Genomic DNA, 18,844 nt, shown 5'->3' on the forward strand with positions numbered 1-18,844 from the left:
CGGAGAACGATAGTTCGAAAAAAAACAACGGCAATGATACAACCGCCTCTAGTTCCAACTTCTTCAACGGCTTATGATTTACTAATTGATTTAGGCGTACTATTGGATGAGAACAATGTACCGGAAAGCGAGCGTTTTGTGGTAGTTCCTGCATGGTACTATGGCTTGCTTTTAAAGGATGCTCGTTTCACCAAAGACCCAAATATCATCCGCACAGGCTATGTGGGAGATATTGATGGTATGACCGTTTATAAATCCAACAATGTGCCAAATACCGCAGGAGCCAAGTATAAAATCATCGCTAGTCATAAGAGTGCCATTTCGTTTGCAGACCAAGTAGATTCGGTGGAAGCCTTCAGACCAGAGAAACAATTTTCAGATGCAGTGAAAAGGGTTGCAGGTATTCGGTGCTAAATGTATCAAGCCGGAAGCTCTGCTGTACTCACGGTCAATAAGTCTTAATTGAAAGTGATGATATGAGAGTACATTATAATAGAAGAAACACGTTCAGGGTATCTGTTTTGGATACCCTATTTTTCATTTTTGGAGGATGATAAGATGTGGTTTTTGAATCAAGAAACAGGCTGCACATAGGAAGTCACGGATCAGGAGTCGGTGCTGCGTTTACAGAATAGTGGGCAATATGAGCAAGTGGAGGAACCACAACAAGATAAGACTGAGCAAGAAGTAGCCCAAACGAAAGCTCAAGTTGTCAAGAATATGAAGCGTACCGAGAAGGCACAGGTAAAGGAAGAACAGGAGCCAGCACATGAGTGAGCCAATGGATTTGATGAAACGATTATTGGGTATGGAGCCAACAGATATATCTAAAGACGATAACCTGATCCACTACTTAAATATTAACAGCCACTTTAGTAAGCGATCCTAGTATTACCATAGAAAAGACCATTAGCCTTAAGAATTTATTCTAAGTTTTATATCTATTGGCTTGCCTTAGAGGTGAGCCATTTTTATTTTAAAGGAGCACATACATATGCAACGAAAATCTATTGATTATCTACTGAGTCTAAGCCTATTGAAGCAATTGAGATTACAAAATGTCATTACAGAAGAAGAGTTCATAGCGATTGATGAGCTGAATAAAAAGTCTTTCAAGTAGCTATCACATGGACAGAAATGGACTTGATGATGTACCGCACGCATTATAACATGTGACCGTATAAAGAAGATATCGAAGGGAGAAACACCTATGGCACAAGCCGCAACCGCAAAAAAAGTCGTGATCGTTCCCATTAAAACGATGGATATCGTAGAGGGAATCCAACCGATTCTAAAGAAGAAAGTCGCTGCCTATTGTCGGGTCAGTACAGATTCCGAGGAGCAAAAGGAGAGCTATACGAATCAGGTCAATTATTATACCCAATACATTCAAAACAACTTGGAATGGGAAATGGCGGATATTTTCGCAGATGAAGGCATCACCGGAACCAGCACTAAAAATAGAACGCATTTTAATCGGATGATACAGGATGCTCGAAACGGTAAACTAGATCTCATTCTGGTCAAGTCGATTTCGAGATTTGCTAGGAATACACTGGATTTATTGAAATATGTACGGGAACTTAAAAGTCTTGGAGTGGCTGTATTCTTTGAACGGGAGAATATTAATACACTGGATACCACAGGTGAAGTATTGCTGACCATCTTGAGTTCTCTTGCACAAGACGAGAGCCGAAACATTTCTGAAAATAGTCGATGGGGCATATTACGAGGCTTCCAAAACGGCAAAGTCTTCTGCAACACCACTCACTTCCTCGGCTATGATAAGGATGAACATGGTGAATTGGTGATTATAACGAGCCAGAAGCAGAGATTGTGCGGCGCATATACGAGGAGTATTTGGATGGCAAAAGCTATCAGGCGATAGCTAGAGGATTGATGCGAGATAAGATTAAAACAGTCACGGGTGGCGATACGTGGTGGGATTCCTCCATTACCTTAATTCTGACCAATGAGAAATATTACGGAGCTTTGCTTCAGCAAAAGACGGTAACGGTAGATTTTCTAACCCACAAACGAATAAGGAATAAAGGACAGGAGCAGCAATATTTAATTGAGGACAACCATGAACCGATTGTATCTAAGGAAATATTCGATGCGGTACAAAAAGAGAAGGAACGGAGAGCCAAGCTGAAAGGGAGCGTAATGAGAGAGAGTAAAAGATACTCCAGTAAATATGCACTGAGCAGTAAAGTATATTGTGGATGCTGTGGAGCCATTTTTAAACGCCGAACCTGGAACAGCAATAACCCATCCAAGAAGGTGGTATGGCAATGCAAAACGTATGTCAATGAAGGGAAAGCAGCCTGTGATGCCAAATCGGTTGATGAGCAAGTTTTACATTCCGCGTTTGTACGATTGTTCAACCGGATGTATGAGAACAAGGAAAGATTGATTAAAACGCTGAAAGCCAATATTGAATCGGCACTTTCCAGCAGAGTAGGGCAAGAACCGCTATTGGATATCGAAGGGCAGATGCAACAATTGAAATCCGACTTGAAGGAATTAGTGAATCTCAAACTACGGAATCAGATGGATGAGACGGTTTATGATGAAGAAACAGCTAGACTTTCCAATGAGCTAAACGAGCTAAGACAACAGAAGCTGATACTGGAGCAGGAAGAGGATCAGAAAGCAAAAATTAAGGAACGTGTGGATGAAATTATTCAACTTTTAAACTCGCGGCAAGATATACTGGAACAATTTGATGATTACCTATTCAATGCGTTGGTGGAGAAGATCACGATTCTCTCACCAGCGCATTTTGTTTTTACCTTGAAGAGTGGAATGAGTATAGATGAAATTATAGAAGATCAATAGAGCATTGTTAAATGAATTTTAGGGCTAGAGAAATCATAGACTAAAACCATCAATGGGCTAACGAATATTTGTGGATTGCATGACGGGAAGAATCAATCGCATCCCGTCTTTTACCCCTTCCATATAAATGGATTGTTTGTCTTGACTTAGCTGATATCCTATGGCTTCTTCCCATTCAGATAGTAGTTGCTGGATATCCTCGTTTTGGTTGGTTTTGAATTGATCCATTTGAGTGAATAGATTGTTGTCCTCAGATGAACATGAAGCCTGTTGTTCACTGGCGAGTTCTAATTGATAAAATCTCTGGCGTAATGCTTCCAGAAACCAATCTGGCCAATTTGACATAGCATATTTCCCTCCCGTGGTTGAAGTGTGTGTATGTTAACTCTGATGGGGAGGGATGGCAAGTCATTATTTATGGGGGATTGGCTGGCTATATTATTTTGTTATTGATCTTGAGCATACAAAAAGCTTATTCCTACTCATTGAATCAAGTTGAAATAAGCTTTTGAAAATCTATCAAGTTGTTAGTGCTTGCTTTGTTGATTGGATTGTTCGATTTTATTATTGAGTAGCAAAGAGGTTACACAAGATATTTTAAAGACCTATTTTTCATATTTCACAAAACGTTTTCTCATTTTTTTAGTCTCTAAATCGGCTTGTCTTACTGGTATAGGTAATCTACTTTCGTTATTAATTAATGCTAACGTAATATCAGTGACGGTGTCTATATCGATCCAATTACCACAAGAGATAAATATGGGTTTAACATGTTTGTGTGTTCTCAGTACTCGTCCATATATTGTACCGTTTATCACAATATCCGTAAATGCCCCTTCTTTATCACTAGGCATAACAAAATCAACTGCCCCAATTTTTAAGTAGCTTTTTGCAATACCTATGGTTGGCTTATTTAAATGGAAAGAGGCATGCGTTGCAATTCCCATATTTCTAGGGTGCAAGTAACCATTTCCATCAAACATCACAATTTCAGGATCAAAGGATAAAGTTTTGAACGTATTAATAATGAGAGGTAACTCTCTAAAAGATAAATATCCCGGTATATACGGGACTTTGATTTCATCTTTTAAAAACTTTGTCTCAATTATAGCTTTCGTCAAAAAATCCACGACGCATATGCAGCAAACTGCAATTGTCTTTTCATCTTCTTCCCAATATGCTAAATCAACCCCTGCAATCAACTGTATATTGTCTTGGCTAAAACTATTTTCTAATTTTATATTTTGAGATAAGTCATATTGAATTTTATCAAAGTTTTCTGTTATTTTATTCTCCATTTTCTTTAGCCCAAGTATCATATTTGTTAATCATACTTTTTTCGAATTCACTAGGCTCTAGCTTTTCGGTTATTAACTCCCCATTTATATCCCACTCTTTGTAAGTTAGCTTAAAACCATATTTACATTCTGCAATAGATTTTATTGCTCCATTCTCAAACCAAGAAGTGGATCTTCCCAATAACACACCCTTATTCATATTTTGAAAACTTTCTAACTTACCATTCTCGTAAAATTTTACGTATTCGCCCTCTGCAATCCCATTTTCATAATATGAGTAGTAGGCTAAATTTCCATTTTTATATCTCTCAAATACAAGACCCGATATTGGATTTCCACCATCTTCTATGGGTTTATCAAAAACTTCTTGTCCGTTTTTTCCTGAAAAACAAACATCGTCAGTAAATTCAATGCCTTCCTGCAATACTTCTTCCATCGATAAAATGTTTAATAACTCCATTATTTTATTGCCCCTTTATTCCTTCACTTTTTATTACTGTCGGATATAATATTAAATCCTTTTAGAATATAATTACAATGCGGACATGTCGGGAACGGTACATTAGTTACAGGCTTTGTTGCACTTCCGGGTTTTATAACATATATTATTAGATTGTCAATACTAGCATTTGGATTAGCTAACAAAGCCTTGTTCGCAGCATATACTTCTGCATGGGATCCGGCACCATGTGTAAACTGACTATAGGAATCATAAACATCCTTAGGCATATCTTTAATTCTCGCTTCAATAATTGGATGTAACTCTTTTGGCACAAACCCATCTACATCATTAATTGCTGTATAAAATTTACCGGTGGTATTATCGTAGGCACCGGCTACGGCTGGACCTAATTGCTTATTTGTAAGTCCACTGTCTTTTAGCATTTGAGCTTCATCTATAACGTGTTTTTGGAGATGCGAAATTTCCTCTGATGTAAAATTAGCTTTAGCTTGAGTAGGTTTTTGCGTCCCCTCAATCCCTGTATTTTTATTGGGCTTCGGGTTTGAGGGTTGGGGTGGCTCTGTTTTTTCATTTATGATTTTAGGACCTGGATGAACAGGTTCTTTGACTGGTGAATTTAGTATAGTTTTCGGCTTGAGAAATGAACCGACTCCCTCAAGGAACCCTGCTACACTAATGATATTGGACAAATGGTCTGGTGACAAAGGATCTTCAGGTGTCACAGCTCCACGTATAGCCTCTGTTATTCCAAATGTAGCAAAATTGATAGCGTCACTACCAGAGTTACCTTGATTACGTGCGCGCTCCATGTAGGCTTGATACAATCCTTTAGGTATACCAAATGACCAATAATCTAAAAATTCACCAATGGAGTTTCCTGCATTTTGATACCTTACGTTATTAGCCTGCTCTATGCCGTTGTATAATTCAACTAGGCTGTTTGCTGCTTTTTCAGATGCATGTGCCTGCTCCATGGCTATTTGACTTTTTATCATCAAGCTGCTACCCGTATAACCCAGGTAACGATCCCACCAAGACTTAGGCTTCTCAACTTGTTGTTTAGGCTGCTGTTGTGCCATGCGGCTGTCGTAATTAGCTCTCCAGCGTTTTCTTACTTCTTCCGGAACCTGCTGATACGCATGAACCATGGCATTCGATTCTTTAAGCAGGTTCTGTACCAGTTCCAATGTGCTGCCGGAATGAGCTATATGACGTGCGCTCGTATACACTTTTCCTAGAATCCACTTGTTATAATAGGCTTGTTTAGCTTTCTCATGCTCGTGTAGACTAATCAACCCTTGCATGGCCAAACCAGCCAAGTATTTTAATGGGTGAACTTCGCTCCCCTTGCTACTGCCTCCAACGGTAGGGTTCCTTTGCTCCGAACAGGGATCGCTGCGGTTGCTTTCAGAATCAAACCCGCTGCAGGTCCACTTAGCACTCCCACAGCAACGCCAACCACTTTTCCCATCACCGGAATGGAGCCTAATAGCTTGGATACTGTCCCCATCATGGCATTCGCTTGTTGAAGCTTTGCTGGACTGGTGACTTTTGCTTTAGGGGTAGAGGCTTGGCTGCTAGATGAATCTTTGGCTGCTGATTGAGCTGCTTCATACGCTTTGATGCTCATCAAAGGCGGCTCAGGTACAGGAGGGAGGTCGGCTACGAAAACAGGAGCTTTCACCGTTCCTTCCTGATAAATCACTGGAGCTTTGGTATCCGTCTCACCATCCAGTACCATGCTGCTGGCTCTGCCTTTTAGATACAGCGCCGTTCCAGCTTCCAGTGAAAGTTCCTCACCTGCATCAAGCTTCACATGACCACCCTGAATCTGTACATCCCCTAGACTGTCGATCGTAATGCCGTTACTTTCATGCAGTGTAATGGAAAATTCACCGGAGCTGGATAGGGTCAGTTCATGCTCAGACAGTTCTACGCCGCTACCTTGTACATGTTGCCATACCTTCACATTCGGCTGACCATTGGTATGGCGTTGTTGTTGCAGTGAATCCGTTACATAGGCATCTTGTTCGCGGTGGGTAGGCAGATATAACTCGACTTGTTCCCCGATCTCAGGCATATCGTACCAGCCGCTATGTTCTTCGGCGACATAACGGGTGGCTACGGGAAACCAGCAGGCTTTGGCAGGATCTTGCTTCGGGTCGATGTCAAGTTGAAGCTGTACGAAATCCTGCTGTACCATGAGCACTGTTCCTGTCAGCGAAATCCCGGTGGCCTGATCGTTTTCATAACGGGCATAGCGAATATCCTGTTCGGCTTGAAGATCATAACGAGTACGCAGTAAGCCATCCGCTAGTGTAGTCACTGCTCGAACCACGACCAGTTCTTTACCTTGTCCGATGGGTAACGTAATGAGGTCGCCGAGCGCGTAGTATTGCAGACTTTCAATCATATAGGTGATATACGAGCCAGCACGTTGTTCTCCTAGCTTTTCCGCATCCAGTTCATGAAACGTTTTCCGCACCCGATAGAATACATCCCGTTCCACCTTATGCTGCTTGCCTTCTGGCATCCCGAAGAAGACTTTGGGCGAAGCTGCGGTTACCTCTGGCACAAGTACGGAACCAAAGCGAGAAGCGAGACGCTTTAAAAACGCCCAATCGGTCTCCTCATATTGTAAAACAAAAGTGTCCAGTTTGGCATAATTCGTTACGGTATCAATGGCATCTCCGTACTGATACTTCCGTATCATCGTAGTGATCAGATCATCATAAGTGCGGTGAATATCTTGATAGGAGCGTCTTTTTACCTTGATATCCATCTGGTACGAATGGGAAGCGGCCTCTAGTTCAAATGTATATACGCCTCGCACACATTGTACGGACATACTCGTTACAACCCCATGGAACAGCCGTCTTAGCGATTGTCCCTGATCATCCAACTGACGAATCACAATCGGCTCTTGCTCCATATTTTGACCGATACAGGCTGCTCCTTGTTCTTCGGAGAGCAACCCACTGATATGTAAATAGGCATGATCATTAATGGTACGTTTTATTTTAAGTTGTTCGATGTGTTGTGGCTGAAAGGGACCATAAAAGCGTAGGCTTTTATAGCTGATCCCGTCTGTTAATATGCTCAAGTGAGTTCATGTCTCCTTTCCAGATGTGATGGCTGATTACAAGTAAATACGTCATCGTTAATTCGGTTCTGGTTATTGAATACGGATGGGTGCTTTGGCTCAAGACCAATATGTATCATTGAGTTTGTTGGGTACAAAAACATTCTTAATCGGATACAGTTGTCCCAAGTAAGCATTCATTCAAGGTATAAAAGAACAGGAGGTGATATTTAATAAACAGTCCAGTATATGTATTTATCGGTCAAAAGAGAGATTTAGTTTACAGAATGACCCATTCGTTGGGGTATTTACTATGTGTAATACTGGAAGGGAGAGGTATGGGAAGAGAGAAAGCTGAAAGTAATTTTGAGCAATTGTCTTCCAAAGTCAGGAACTGAGCTGATTTAATTGTGATTATGGATTCGGGTAAATTAAATACAGGCTCATATGGAATTAGTAGAATCAATAGAAGTGAAGGGAGAACGGGCGTCATCTGGAAAAGGGGTGTTGTGGGAAGGAGTAGCTTTTGATAGTATAGGTAATATATATAATAAAAAGGAATATATCCCTTTCATCGTCTCGACACATGTGGAGTGCTGTGTGTTGCTCATCAGGAAATAGCATAACGGAGCCACATTTACCTATCCTGTTGAAGCTCAGGCGTAGTTATCGCCTGGGCCTTTTATTTTCGATGAAGCTGTCCTTGTACCTTAAATTAAACCTCGACAGGTTACAATACTTGACTTCTCATTACTCATTTAGTACAATAGTTTTAAAACTATTGCATAATAAGTTAATTGTATTTCCCTAAAGGAAAGGAGCAGGACGATATTGCAAGTCCTTAAAATCTTAACGCCTATTTATACCAATGTGCTGGAAAAAGCTCTTCCGTTTTACGAAGAACTGCTGCAAACCAAAGCAGGGACAAGGTTTCATTATGCTGAGAAAAAATTGGACATTGCAGTTGTTGGTCAACTTCTGCTTATTGGAGGAACGAATAGTGCGCTGTCAGCTGTGCAGGATATCACTTTGTCTTTCCTAGTGGATGATATTCTCGCTTATAAAGCTTGGCTATTGGATCAAGGTGCAGTGATCCGGCAAGATATTACGAAAGTTCCGACAGGCTACAACATGCTTGTGCAACAACCAGATGGCACGATAGTTGAATATGTTGAGCACACGAGGTCTACATATGTTGAACAGTGAACAAAGAGTTCGTATTTTTAAAGCATTGGCTGATGAGACCCGTCTCGAAATTATTCGGACACTCTAAGGTAACAAGAAGGAGATGAATTGTGGAGAATTGGGAATGATATGCGATACTTCCAAATCGAATACATCGTATCATTTCCGTACATTAAGAGAAGCAAACTTGATTAAAGTCCGAAAAGATGCGCAAACAAAATATGCCAGTATTAATTTGGAGACTTTTCATTTGTATTTGCCAGGATTCCTAGAGACCTTATAGACCTTATAATGAGCGATTTACATGGAAAGAGACTTATAGAGGCTTTCGAGCACGCCTGTTGATTAACCAGAAACTGTTTTTTTGAGATTTGACAAATAGACATGTTTTTCCAACACTTTGGTAGTGGCGATGATCCATTCAATTTGTAGTTGATCGTGCTGAATTTGTTTCGCGAAACGGATCAAGGGCATTTTCTTGCAAGGGATGACAAATGATTTTGAGTGATCATATAACCATTTCAAGATAACGTAAGTCATTAACGCGGCAAAAAGCTGATTGAACACGGCATTCATTGTTGTGCCAAACAAAACAGGTACATTTAGGTTCTGTTTTATCCATCTGAAGAAAACTTCAATACCCCAGCGTGCCTTGTAGGTATCAGCAATTTCTTCGGCTGATAGATGCACAAGATTGGTTGCGACCCGAATTTCATTGCCGTTGTTATCTTGAAAGATCACGACGCGATGTCGAAGCTCCGACTGGCACTGAGGTGTTCCGAGATAACAAGTAATATCCCGTATGACGTTCGAGGTTTCCACTTTCCTGTTCTTTAAGGAATGTGGGTTCACAAGCGTTACGTTCTCTTTGATACGGGTTACAAAATACTGCTTCTCCGCGACATATTGATCAAAACGCTTGATCTTCCCGTAAGCTCGGTCATTTACTAAGATGTAATCCTTGTCCGCAAGCTTCTCACCGATAGGGCCATCATGAACCGTACCGATCGATCGTTTCAATGACCTGAACGGGTTGCTCAGTAGCCGCAGCGAATGCGACATGCAGCTTGATTCCTGCGTGTTCTCCATGAAACAGCGCCCAAGGCAGACGTGTTTTTCCTACCGTGATCGTTGTCGAGTCTACCAATAACAGATCGTTGGGTAGGTGCAATTGGCGTTTGGTTGCACGATTACACCTTAAAATCAACAAATGAAACAGGCGCTTGAAAAGCTCATACGGTACTTCGCTAGCTTTGGATGAGAAGGTAGAAAAGCAAACGGTTTGAAGTCCACAGATTTTGGCTTTAACGACACCGGAGCGATAACCATCCCATTGTCCCAAAGCTGCGTGCATAAAGAATACAAGTAACTGATGTGCTGTAAATTTGCGTGCTGTATCTTTGTAGTTCAACTCTTTCAGTATGCTGATCACATCTTCTTCTTTAAGAAGAATTTGAACAAAGTTTGTAAACGTGGTAGACTTTTTCAGAGGTCTCCTCTTTCAAATCGGGTTCTGTGGTGGAATCGATTTTATCGAAAGAGTGGCCTTTTTTCAGCTTTTGGATACCTTATTTTGGTTAATCAACAGGCGTGGCTTTCGAGGTTGTTGGATACGTATCATATCCAATAACCGGCACCTCATGCATGTGGAGTGCGTGGTAGTAATATATCGAGATAAGAATGCATTGATGTACGAAGGCTAGAGGATAATTTTTTGAATATGTTCCTGCATTCAAAAAAAACGCTTTAGGGTTGAGTGCTGTCCATTGTTATTACCAAAGGAGAATTAATTTGAAAAATGTATGGGAGAAACAGTAAAAAGGGGCGACAAGCCCCTCTTATGTGGGCTATAGCCCGTTGAGTACGCGAAGCGTGCGAAACAAAAAACCACCTGCTATGCGGGTGGTGTAGTTTTAATATTATCCCTATAGAAGTAAATGGTTCCCAAAAAGAGTAATAAAGCGCTTCCGAAGTGATCCCGCCATAGAAAGCATCAAGATTGCCCCCATACAGATCAACCAGCAGGAAAACAATAGGCAAGGTTATTATTGAAATCAAAGAGATTCGGAAATAAAATGCGGCCAGTCTAGTATCTATGTTCTCCAGCCAATTATTCCGATAAGCAACTATTTCCATCCAAAACAGTAAAAATTGAGGGAAATACCCTAAGGAAAAATCATGGATATATAAACGATTTGTAGGGAATATCAACCTTGTGATGAAGTTAAGAGAACCTACAGCCAGAATAAAATAGAAAATGCTTACCTTGTTCGGATAATTCATCTGAATAATGAACTTTCCACTCCAAATACGTATCAAAGCATAAAATAATGTAAAATAAAACAAGGCCATAATAAACCACATGTTATAAAAGCCAACATATAGGACCTTTCTTGTCGGCTCTCCCTACCCCCCAATCAACTCTAGTTCCCTGCCGATCTGCTCAAATATATGTAGTGTAAGATCAAGTTGCTCAGGGGTATGGGTTGCCATTAACGATGTACGAATAATTTCACATCCTTCCTGAACAGCAGGAGAAATCACCGGGTTGGTATAAATACCTGCTTTCATTAATTTATTCCAAAACAGAAATGTTTTTAATTCACCTCTTACATGGATCGGAATAATAGGTGTTTCACTGTGTCCTGTGTCAAATCCCAGTTTTTGTAGCCCAGTCAGCATGTTCTGTGTATGTTCTTTTAACGTGCTTCTGAGCTCTGGCTCAAGCCGAATAATTTCCAACGCTTTCAGACTTGCGGCCGCGCTCGCAGGGGTCATACTGGTGCTAAAGATCATGCTCCGGCCCCAGTGTTGGATATAATCAATAATATCCGTATCTCCAGCAACAAAACCTCCCAAGCTTCCAAAGGATTTACTAAACGTTCCGGTGATCAGATCAATTTCCGACTCAACTCCAAGGTGTTCTCCGGTTCCCCTTCCATTTGGACCCAATACGCCAATTCCATGAGCATCATCTACCAGCAAGCGGGCGTTATACTGCTGCTTAAGGGCTGCAATGGCTTTCAGATCGGCAATATCCCCCTCCATACTGAATACACCATCAACTATGATCAGTTTTCCAGCACCCTTGGGAGCAGCATTCAGCTTAGCCTCAAGATCATTCATATCATTATGCCTAAAACGCAGCAACTTACAGGAGGCGAGCTGCACCCCGTCAACAATAGAAGCATGTACCTGGCGATCTACAATAGCTACATCATTGCGTCCCAGAATGGCTGAGATTACTCCCAAGTTCATCTGATATCCAGTAGAAAAGACAATAGCACTCTCTCTATTCAAAAATTCAGCTAACTGGGTTTCTAGTTCAAGATGGAGAGGAAGAGTCCCGCTAAGAAATCTGGAGCCGCAAGTCGATGTACCGTATCTCTGCATCGCCTCAACAGCTCCCTGAGTTAGTCTAGCATCACCGGACAAACCTAGATAGTCATTAGCTCCGAGCATGATCATATTTTGATTTTGAACAATGACTTCTGGTCCTCTTTTTTCCTGAATAGGCATAAAGTAAGGGTAGGTATCATTAGCACGTAGTTTTTTGATTTCGTCCCAACTCATACATTTGTTAAAAATATCCACAACTAATCACCTCGGCATCTTTATAATTTACTTTCCCGTTGTATATCTTGCTTTGTTTCTTGTGAATCTTTAGTCAGATTCAAAGTAATTACACCTATAATGATCAAAATAATTGCAACAATTTTCACAAAGAGAGGCGTTCGTTAAAATAAAGGAGACCGATACAGGCAATCAGAACAATGCCCATTCCAGACCAGACCGCGTAGGCAACGGATACATCAATTTTCTTAAGGGTCAAGGTTAGAAATGATAAGCTCCCTAGATAGAACACCACCAACAATATGCTAGGAACAAGCTTGGTGAATCCTTGTGACAGCACGCCTGTTGATTAACCAAAATAAGCAATTTAATTAATAGAATTAGAGGCACGCTGAAGAAGAACACGCTGGATCTGGATCACCCATTCCACCGGTAGTTTTTCCAGAAGAAAAGATGAGAAAATCGGGCAAAGGAAAGAATGGCATGTTTGGGCCACGTCGTTTGAGCGGTATCAAATGGCCATTTAAGCAGGACATAAACGATGAGCGCGCAAAAGAGTTGCCCATAGACCGCATTTTCGCTGGTGCCAAACAGCGTTGGAATATTCAAATGTTGCTTGATCCAACGGAAAAAGACCTCAATCTGCCATCGAGCTTTATACATCTGTGCGATTTGTTCTGCCGTGACCTGCACTAAATCGGTAACGACTCGGATTTCTCGACCTTCAAAATCCCGAAACATCACCACACGATGACGTTGCTTGGAATAACACTGAGGTGTCCCTAACTGGCAAGTGATATCCCGAATGACAGAAGAATTTGCTTTCTGGAGGCGGGAAAGGGCATGAGGTTTTTCCAAATGGACGTTGTCGCGAAGCCGAATAACAAAGGATTGTCCCTGGATTTTGAAGTCGTCCAGACGCTCCAGTTTCCCATAAGCACGGTCCATCACCAAAATGTAGTCCGGTTGAGCCAACGTTTCGACCACCTGAAGAGGTTGCCCATTTGAGACTCGCAAAGCGACATGAAGTTTAATGTCTGCACGTTCCCCGTGATAAGGGGCCCAGGAAGTCGTGTTTTTCCCACGGTTATGGTGGTCGAGTCGATGAGGAGTATTCATTGGGAAACGTAAGTTTTCGGCGTGTTTCTCGGCTACACTTGTGAATGACTCGATCAAAAAGCTCCTTAAATATAGCAAAGGGGACTTCGGCTGCTTTGGTGGAAAAACACGAATAATGAACCACAGGTAAGCCACTGTGAGCGGCATGATCCACACCGGAACGATAACTGTCCCATTGTTCTAAGGCAGCTGCACACCAGTATTGAAGTAAGTGGGTTACCGTGAATTTACGGGCTTTGTCTTCATAGTCTGTTTCCTTGGCAACGCTTTGCACTTCTTCCGGTGTCAAAATAGATTGAAGGATCGTGATAGACTTTTTTTCTACCATTTAGTGGTTAATCAACAGGCGTGTTGTGACAGCTTCATACTGGTTGTACCAGCTGCTTCAAACAGAATAGCTAGACACAAATATACCCATTCGATCCCAATCACCCCACTATTCATGACGCCATTCGATTAGACTCTAGGTAAATTATACAATAAAATAAACATTGACACAACAATTTTGTTTATTATTATAATGAATTGAAAATTTTGTGATATTGATCACTATTGCTTCTATCAATAGAATATAAACACAAAATTGAGAGAATTAGGATTATTTTCAGTATGATAGCAGCCTGAAGGCATACCGTGGAAGGGTCTTAGTTTCACCGCGGATGGGCGTCTGTTTCAGATCACGGACAAACATAACAACGGATTCAGTTTATGTATAGCAGAGATGCATCTGGTGTACCGTTATTGACGACTGTTCGGGATGCTGTTGGGAACGCAATTCAGATTCATTATTCTTCAACCGATATTACCCTAAGTAAGGGAAATGAACGTGTAGTAATATCACAAGCACCAAGAGCAAAATGTAGGCTTGCTGGATAGTGTGACAGATACCAAGGGACGTAGAACCTCCTATTCGTATTTGTTAGCCCATGCTGGCTTAACTTGCTATTCTTCGACGCATCGCGCGGAATATCCAATCCATATGCGTTATATAGCTATGATATTTGGGGGGGATGATATAGCTTCTTCGCAGGAGAAGGTATACAATCCATTCCGTTACTCGGGTGAGCTACGGGATGATACAACGGAACTGCAATACCTGCGAGCAAATGGTATGATCCCGCAAACGGCAGGTTTATTAATGAGGATACGTATGAAGGGGATATTAAGAATCCGCTGAGTTTAAATTTGTACATTTACGTGAGTAATAATCCGTTGATTTATGTGGATCCAACAAGATGTACACAAGAAATCGGAGGCTCTGAATTTGATACTAGTAGAATGAATATCCTCTCAAACGCACTGAGTGGACACCGTTTTTCCTTGATGCGGACTCAAAGCGGCTTTCCGTAGAAAAGCCAGAATCAACAGCACAACTCTGTTATGAAGGGGATAAAGACCGTGAATCTGTTTCATGGGCTAAACCTTACATGATAAAGACATTTGACAAGGGTGAAATCTCTGCAAAAAGAGTGATGTTTGAAACGGCTCCTTTTGACAATGAAACAGAGATACTGGGTCCAATCAAACTTCATTTATGGGCTTCATCGTCAACTGATGACATGGATATCTTTGTATCCTTGCGTAATATTAATCCACAAGGTAAAGAGGTGGTCAATTCAGGGGCACTAACCGAGAACTTTCCAATCAGCCAGGGGTGGCTACGTGCCTCTTTGCGTAAGTTGGATGAAGAGCTATCTACTGAATATAAGCCATACTACGCCTTTGATGAGGTTCAGAAACTAATTCCTGGAAAAGTCTATCCTTTAGATATAGAAATATGGGATAGTTCAGTTGTTCTATCTAAAGGACATCGTCTTCTTTTAGAAATAGGGAGCCAAAATCAGAGTGGGTGTGCATTATTAATGCAAACATCAGATGATAGAAATTGGGATGCAGATACAACCATTTATACAGGCGGAAAATATGCGTCTTACTTGCTGCTTCCAGTTATTCCTTAAGACCTTTCAGGTTACAGAAAATTATTAGAGTAGGAGTGTATTAAAATGCAAGAAAAAAGAAAGAGATCTGCCGAACAGCCTATGGCAAGGATGGTAGGGCACGGTGTAGACTATGCAAATATGTGTAAAAGGCTAGAGGCAGGTGAAGACTATGTAATTGTGTGTGAAGAAATCGGAGATAGGGCACAGGCGTATGCGGAGAAAGAATTGGCAAAGGGGCATAATCAAACTGCAAGTATCTTTTTATTAAATGCATCTGCAATATATAGAGTAGGAGAATATGGACTCGTAAATATTACTGAGGAGAAATTGAGACTGTATAGAAAAATGGTTGATTGCTTTAACAAAGGAATTCGTCTAAGTCATAGATTGAAATCAGAAAGAATTGAGCTGCCCTATAAGGACTCGAAATTAAATGGATGGTTACTCATTCCAAATGATGCACTAAAGGATGTCCTAGTTGTTCTTATTATTGCAGGCTGGACAGGTTTTAAGGAAGAAATGTATTCAGCGTATGCCATACATTTGATTGAAAGAGGCATGCAGTGTGTATAGTGGATGGTCCTGGTCAGGGTGAGACTCTATACTTCGATCACTGCTATCAAGAAATTAAAATGGAGAAAGCGTATAGAGTTGTTCTTGAATTCCTTAAGAATTATCCGAATGTAGGCGATAAAATTGGTGTTTTGGGATCAAGCTTCGGGGGATATCTGTGCGTAAGATCAGCGGCTTATAATGCTGACCTAACTTTTGTTTGTGTTTCCAAAGGCGGTTCCTACCATCCTCTTGAAATCACTAATAAAATTCCTTATTATCGTGATAAGATTTTGGTGAGATGGGGTAAGGATAAAAGTGAACGATGCTGCCCAATAATCGAAACCGCAGAGTAGTCATTTTTCAAAATTATACGGTTCCAGCATACATATACGTTTCAGAAGTTTAAGCAAACAATAGGCTTAGTACAATGATGTAACGCATTAGAAAACGCAAAAGTAACGAAAAGGTACAGGAACTCTGGCTATGAGCTAGGGTTTCTTTTTCATTTAGAGAGGAGCAACAAGATTGCTATTAATGTTACAAGCAATAATCATAGAAATATTAAGATTTATTACTGCAATTGGTGTGTTTTTCACCTGGATGTGGATTGGAAATCAAATTCGTAAACGTAGAAACGTTAATTCCGTACATAAAAAACGCAAGAAATAATGAGAAAGCTGTAGATTATGTAGCAACGAGTATTCAGAGTTATGGATTTAAGAATCCGATTCTGATTGACAGTAATCATGAAATCATAGCAGGACATACTCGTCTGTTAGCAGCTAAGAAGCTTGGACTAAAGGAAGTTCCAACGATACTGGTGGATGATTTAACTCCTGAACAGGTCAAAGCCTTCAGAATCGCAGACAATAAAACGGCTGAGTATGCGGATTGGAATTTTGAATTGTTAGCGCAGGAACTAGAAGAATTAAAACTGGCTGATTATGATCTTTCTCTAACTGGATTTGATATGAGCGAGTGTGAGAAGTTGTTAGATATATTGCATGAAAATACAGCCGATGATGAGGATGATTTTAATGTAGAAGAAGCATTACCTGAACATCCGGTCACTCATAAAGGTGATATTTGGCTACTTGGGAAGCATAGGATCATCTGCGGTGACTCGACTAATCCGAAAGATATCGCAACATTGATGGACGGTAAGAAGGCTCAGCTTATTGTAACCGATCCACCTTATAATGTGGACTATACAGGTAAAACGAAGGATGCTAATGGGACATGCCGATTATCACTGGATGCATGAACCTGTATTGTACGGATGGAAGCCGACAAGTGGACACTACTGGAACAGTGATCGTAAGCAAACGACATTATGGCAATTTGATCGTCCTTTCCGCAATGAATCTCATCTAACCATGAAGCCGATTCCCTTGATTAGCTATCCAATTAAAAATTCGAGCAAACTTGGTGATATCGTATTTGATCCATTCGGTGGTTCAGGTTCAACGTTGATTGCTTGTGAGGAAACGGATCGGATTTGCTATACCAGTGAGCTTGATCCCAAATATGTAGATGTGATTGTGAAGCGGTATATTGCCCACGTTGGTAGCGATAGCAATGTATATTTGATTCGGGAAGGTAAGCAATATAGTTATCAAGAAGTAGTTGCTGAGCCAGAATTAGAGAATTCGTAGTTAACCTTTTCTCAATAAAAGTGAAGATATAAATACAATTGCAGCGAACAAGGAGACACTGAAACTAACTATGGCATAAGTTTTTCGATTTGCTTTAAATTCGGAGATGCCAGAAAATAAAAACATGAGGCTTAGAAAAAGCTGTGTAAGTGATGGTGAAAATCGATTGTTACCAGGATAAGCAAGAGACAAAAGGGATGTGATTATAACAACAGCAGCACATGAAGATTTAAGAATTTGATATATGTTCATTTTTTTGATCATAGATCTGCTCCCCTTTCCCATTTAGTTTATTATACGGTGAAATCCTATTATACAGTATTATGCAACTATTTAGTTAGAAATGGTAAGGAATATGGTTTTCAAGAAGCCGTTGCTGAGTCGGTAAGGTCAGAGGTATCATGTGCTGACTAAACCGAAGGGGTGATTTGATTGGGCAAGGCAAAAGTGAATATGGTGATTGGATTCCTAAAGGGCATGCAAGCCGAAAAGGTAAATGTGCTAGGAACTGAGGAGGCTCGGGAGGACAATGAGTTGATTCAGAAGGTGATTGAGGATATCGAGTTGGTTTACGAGGCTGAGCTAGAAGGATAAGCTGGAATACATATGGGGAGTGGGCTATATAGTCTATTCCCTTTTTTCGTGATGGAGGTGAGCTAAGATGAGCAAAAACAATGACAAGCCAAAAAGAAACAAGCCAAAGATACTGACCAAGTATAATCAATTTTTTGTGCCAAGGCTCAGGGATGTTCCCGTTTGGGTACGTGAAGGAGCCACAGATGAAGAGATTGCGAAACGACTGAATATTCATATTTGGACATTAGGCGATTATCGCAGAAAGCATTCGAAATTTGCTGAAGCATTGGAACGTCCAACCAAGTGGGAAACCCATGTATATCCTCGGTTAGCGGAGATTCAAAAATGGTTTGAAGAAGGCGTGAACGCGGAGGACATTATCAGGAAACTCGATATAGGTAAAACGACTTGGTACGAGTATATTGATAAACATCCGATGCTGGCTGAACTAGTCAAATGGAGCAGATCTGTCCCTATCTCACACGTGGAAAATTCACTTTTGAAAGCTGCTACAGGGTAACTGACCAAAACATTCTCTTTCTCCGAACTGCGCAAGT

21 protein-coding genes and 6 pseudogenes are annotated in these 18,844 nt (G+C 40.9%); 15 read left to right on the forward strand and 12 right to left on the reverse strand.

Going from position 1 to position 18,844, the window contains the following annotated elements:
- The first annotated feature begins 33 nt into the window (after positions 1–33).
- The 5 genes from GCU48_RS15085 (at position 34) to GCU48_RS28030 (ending at position 2,841) form a co-directional block, all read left to right on the forward strand.
- The gene (locus tag GCU48_RS15085; protein ID WP_244315678.1) at positions 34–414 is read left to right on the forward strand and encodes a hypothetical protein; all 381 of its coding nucleotides are present in this window, start codon (positions 34–36) and stop codon (positions 412–414) included.
- Between the two features lie 201 nt (positions 415–615).
- Positions 616–777: a hypothetical protein gene (locus tag GCU48_RS15090; RefSeq protein WP_244315680.1), complete on the forward strand. Its 162-nt coding sequence runs from the start codon at positions 616–618 to the stop codon at positions 775–777.
- A 217-nt stretch (positions 778–994) separates the two neighbouring features.
- Complete coding sequence (locus GCU48_RS28655) at positions 995–1,120, forward strand: SHOCT domain-containing protein (protein ID WP_256873800.1); 126 nt, start codon at positions 995–997, stop codon at positions 1,118–1,120.
- 90 nt (positions 1,121–1,210) lie between these two features.
- Positions 1,211–1,888 carry a recombinase family protein gene (locus GCU48_RS28025; protein ID WP_244315682.1) on the forward strand — a complete coding sequence of 226 codons (678 nt, stop codon included), beginning with the start codon at positions 1,211–1,213 and terminating at the stop codon, positions 1,886–1,888.
- Positions 1,837–2,841 (forward strand): recombinase family protein, encoded by a 1,005-nt coding sequence (locus tag GCU48_RS28030; protein ID WP_244315684.1) that lies wholly within the window; start codon positions 1,837–1,839, stop codon positions 2,839–2,841. The genes GCU48_RS28025 and GCU48_RS28030 overlap by 52 nt, the downstream gene beginning before the upstream one ends.
- Before the next feature lie 57 nt (positions 2,842–2,898).
- Here GCU48_RS28030 and GCU48_RS26980 read toward each other — a convergent pair whose 3' ends face one another.
- The 5 genes and pseudogenes from GCU48_RS26980 to GCU48_RS29230 all read right to left on the reverse strand — a co-directional run.
- Positions 2,899–3,186, reverse strand: a complete 288-nt coding sequence (locus GCU48_RS26980; protein ID WP_167518608.1) for a hypothetical protein — start codon at positions 3,184–3,186, stop codon at positions 2,899–2,901.
- Between the two features lie 260 nt (positions 3,187–3,446).
- Positions 3,447–4,139: an endonuclease V gene (locus tag GCU48_RS15105; protein WP_244315685.1), complete on the reverse strand. Its 693-nt coding sequence runs from the start codon at positions 4,137–4,139 to the stop codon at positions 3,447–3,449.
- Positions 4,129–4,599 carry a toxin-antitoxin system YwqK family antitoxin gene (locus GCU48_RS15110; protein WP_152380547.1) on the reverse strand — a complete coding sequence of 157 codons (471 nt, stop codon included), beginning with the start codon at positions 4,597–4,599 and terminating at the stop codon, positions 4,129–4,131. Before GCU48_RS15110 ends, GCU48_RS15105 begins: the two co-directional genes overlap by 11 nt.
- 23 nt (positions 4,600–4,622) lie before the next feature.
- Complete coding sequence (locus tag GCU48_RS29225; RefSeq protein WP_370881042.1) at positions 4,623–5,681, reverse strand: YwqJ-related putative deaminase; 1,059 nt, start codon at positions 5,679–5,681, stop codon at positions 4,623–4,625.
- Between the two features lie 32 nt (positions 5,682–5,713).
- Positions 5,714–7,705, reverse strand: a pseudogene (locus GCU48_RS29230) (contractile injection system protein, VgrG/Pvc8 family); the annotation flags it as partial.
- 810 nt (positions 7,706–8,515) lie between these two features.
- On the opposite strand from GCU48_RS29230, the gene GCU48_RS15120 reads away from it, so the two are divergent.
- Entirely contained in the window at positions 8,516–8,890 is a 375-nt protein-coding gene (locus GCU48_RS15120; protein ID WP_152380548.1) for a VOC family protein, read from the forward strand.
- Positions 8,877–9,152 (forward strand): annotated as a pseudogene (locus GCU48_RS15125) (ArsR/SmtB family transcription factor). The gene GCU48_RS15120 and the pseudogene GCU48_RS15125 overlap by 14 nt, the downstream one beginning before the upstream one ends.
- Positions 9,153–9,214: 62 nt before the next feature.
- Here the strand turns inward: GCU48_RS15125 and GCU48_RS28035 are convergent.
- The 6 genes and pseudogenes from GCU48_RS28035 to GCU48_RS29235 all read right to left on the reverse strand — a co-directional run bounded on the left by GCU48_RS28035 (position 9,215) and on the right by GCU48_RS29235 (position 13,889).
- On the reverse strand, positions 9,215–9,931 hold the full coding sequence (locus GCU48_RS28035) for an IS4 family transposase (RefSeq protein WP_244315687.1): 717 nt from the start codon (positions 9,929–9,931) through the stop codon (positions 9,215–9,217).
- On the reverse strand, positions 9,861–10,301 hold the full coding sequence (locus tag GCU48_RS28040) for a hypothetical protein (RefSeq protein WP_244315689.1): 441 nt from the start codon (positions 10,299–10,301) through the stop codon (positions 9,861–9,863). The genes GCU48_RS28035 and GCU48_RS28040 overlap by 71 nt, the downstream gene beginning before the upstream one ends.
- A 314-nt stretch (positions 10,302–10,615) precedes the next feature.
- Positions 10,616–11,221 carry a hypothetical protein gene (locus GCU48_RS15135; protein ID WP_152380549.1) on the reverse strand — a complete coding sequence of 202 codons (606 nt, stop codon included), beginning with the start codon at positions 11,219–11,221 and terminating at the stop codon, positions 10,616–10,618.
- 54 nt (positions 11,222–11,275) lie between these two features.
- Positions 11,276–12,463, reverse strand: coding sequence for an aminotransferase class I/II-fold pyridoxal phosphate-dependent enzyme (locus tag GCU48_RS15140; protein ID WP_244315691.1), 1,188 nt, complete (start codon positions 12,461–12,463; stop codon positions 11,276–11,278).
- A gap of 20 nt (positions 12,464–12,483) precedes the next feature.
- Positions 12,484–12,782 (reverse strand): annotated as a pseudogene (locus tag GCU48_RS15145) (DMT family transporter).
- Between the two features lie 27 nt (positions 12,783–12,809).
- A pseudogene (locus tag GCU48_RS29235) lies at positions 12,810–13,889 on the reverse strand (IS4 family transposase).
- 659 nt (positions 13,890–14,548) lie between these two features.
- On the opposite strand from GCU48_RS29235, the pseudogene GCU48_RS29240 reads away from it, so the two are divergent.
- The 6 genes and pseudogenes from GCU48_RS29240 to GCU48_RS28065 all read left to right on the forward strand — a co-directional run.
- Positions 14,549–14,794, forward strand: a pseudogene (locus GCU48_RS29240) (RHS repeat-associated core domain-containing protein); the annotation flags it as partial.
- Between the two features lie 107 nt (positions 14,795–14,901).
- A pseudogene (locus GCU48_RS15165) lies at positions 14,902–15,519 on the forward strand (CocE/NonD family hydrolase C-terminal non-catalytic domain-containing protein); the annotation flags it as partial.
- A 45-nt stretch (positions 15,520–15,564) separates the two neighbouring features.
- On the forward strand, positions 15,565–16,074 hold the full coding sequence (locus GCU48_RS15170; protein WP_152380550.1) for an alpha/beta hydrolase: 510 nt from the start codon (positions 15,565–15,567) through the stop codon (positions 16,072–16,074).
- A gap of 59 nt (positions 16,075–16,133) precedes the next feature.
- Positions 16,134–16,409, forward strand: coding sequence for an acyl-CoA thioester hydrolase/BAAT C-terminal domain-containing protein (locus GCU48_RS29245; RefSeq protein ID WP_370881043.1), 276 nt, complete (start codon positions 16,134–16,136; stop codon positions 16,407–16,409).
- Positions 16,410–16,663: 254 nt separating this feature from the next.
- The gene (locus GCU48_RS28060) at positions 16,664–17,320 is read left to right on the forward strand and encodes a ParB N-terminal domain-containing protein (RefSeq protein WP_244315697.1); all 657 of its coding nucleotides are present in this window, start codon (positions 16,664–16,666) and stop codon (positions 17,318–17,320) included.
- Positions 17,283–17,711 (forward strand): DNA-methyltransferase, encoded by a 429-nt coding sequence (locus GCU48_RS28065; protein ID WP_244315699.1) that lies wholly within the window; start codon positions 17,283–17,285, stop codon positions 17,709–17,711. Before GCU48_RS28060 ends, GCU48_RS28065 begins: the two co-directional genes overlap by 38 nt.
- On the opposite strand, the gene GCU48_RS29250 is transcribed toward GCU48_RS28065, so the two are convergent.
- Positions 17,712–17,996 carry a YczI family protein gene (locus tag GCU48_RS29250; RefSeq protein WP_307500451.1) on the reverse strand — a complete coding sequence of 95 codons (285 nt, stop codon included), beginning with the start codon at positions 17,994–17,996 and terminating at the stop codon, positions 17,712–17,714.
- Positions 17,997–18,143: 147 nt separating this feature from the next.
- Here GCU48_RS29250 and GCU48_RS26985 point away from each other — a divergent pair, with 147 nt between their 5' ends.
- Together GCU48_RS26985 and GCU48_RS28070 are read left to right on the forward strand one after the other, a co-directional pair.
- Positions 18,144–18,305: a hypothetical protein gene (locus GCU48_RS26985; RefSeq protein ID WP_167518705.1), complete on the forward strand. Its 162-nt coding sequence runs from the start codon at positions 18,144–18,146 to the stop codon at positions 18,303–18,305.
- 67 nt (positions 18,306–18,372) lie between these two features.
- Entirely contained in the window at positions 18,373–18,807 is a 435-nt protein-coding gene (locus GCU48_RS28070; protein ID WP_244315700.1) for a hypothetical protein, read from the forward strand.
- Positions 18,808–18,844 lie beyond the last annotated feature (37 nt).

The sequence above is a fragment of the Paenibacillus brasilensis genome (genome assembly GCF_009363115.1).
GTDB classification, from domain to species: Bacteria; Bacillota; Bacilli; order Paenibacillales; family Paenibacillaceae; genus Paenibacillus; species Paenibacillus brasilensis.

Coding starts and splice junctions, on each gene's coding strand:
- GCU48_RS15085 (WP_244315678.1), top strand. CDS start 34: ATGATACAACCGCCTCTAGTTCCAACTTCTTCAACGGCTTATGATTTA.
- GCU48_RS28655 (WP_256873800.1), top strand. CDS start 995: ATGCAACGAAAATCTATTGATTATCTACTGAGTCTAAGCCTATTGAAG.
- GCU48_RS28025 (WP_244315682.1), top strand. CDS start 1,211: ATGGCACAAGCCGCAACCGCAAAAAAAGTCGTGATCGTTCCCATTAAA.
- GCU48_RS26980 (WP_167518608.1), bottom strand. CDS start 3,186: ATGTCAAATTGGCCAGATTGGTTTCTGGAAGCATTACGCCAGAGATTT.
- GCU48_RS15105 (WP_244315685.1), bottom strand. CDS start 4,139: ATGGAGAATAAAATAACAGAAAACTTTGATAAAATTCAATATGACTTA.
- GCU48_RS15110 (WP_152380547.1), bottom strand. CDS start 4,599: ATGGAGTTATTAAACATTTTATCGATGGAAGAAGTATTGCAGGAAGGC.
- GCU48_RS29225 (WP_370881042.1), bottom strand. CDS start 5,681: ATGGCACAACAGCAGCCTAAACAACAAGTTGAGAAGCCTAAGTCTTGG.
- GCU48_RS28035 (WP_244315687.1), bottom strand. CDS start 9,931: ATGTCGCATTCGCTGCGGCTACTGAGCAACCCGTTCAGGTCATTGAAA.
- GCU48_RS15135 (WP_152380549.1), bottom strand. CDS start 11,221: ATGGCCTTGTTTTATTTTACATTATTTTATGCTTTGATACGTATTTGG.
- GCU48_RS15170 (WP_152380550.1), top strand. CDS start 15,565: ATGCAAGAAAAAAGAAAGAGATCTGCCGAACAGCCTATGGCAAGGATG.
- GCU48_RS29245 (WP_370881043.1), top strand. CDS start 16,134: ATGGAGAAAGCGTATAGAGTTGTTCTTGAATTCCTTAAGAATTATCCG.
- GCU48_RS28065 (WP_244315699.1), top strand. CDS start 17,283: ATGCTAATGGGACATGCCGATTATCACTGGATGCATGAACCTGTATTG.
- GCU48_RS29250 (WP_307500451.1), bottom strand. CDS start 17,996: ATGGGAAAGGGGAGCAGATCTATGATCAAAAAAATGAACATATATCAA.
- GCU48_RS28070 (WP_244315700.1), top strand. CDS start 18,373: ATGAGCAAAAACAATGACAAGCCAAAAAGAAACAAGCCAAAGATACTG.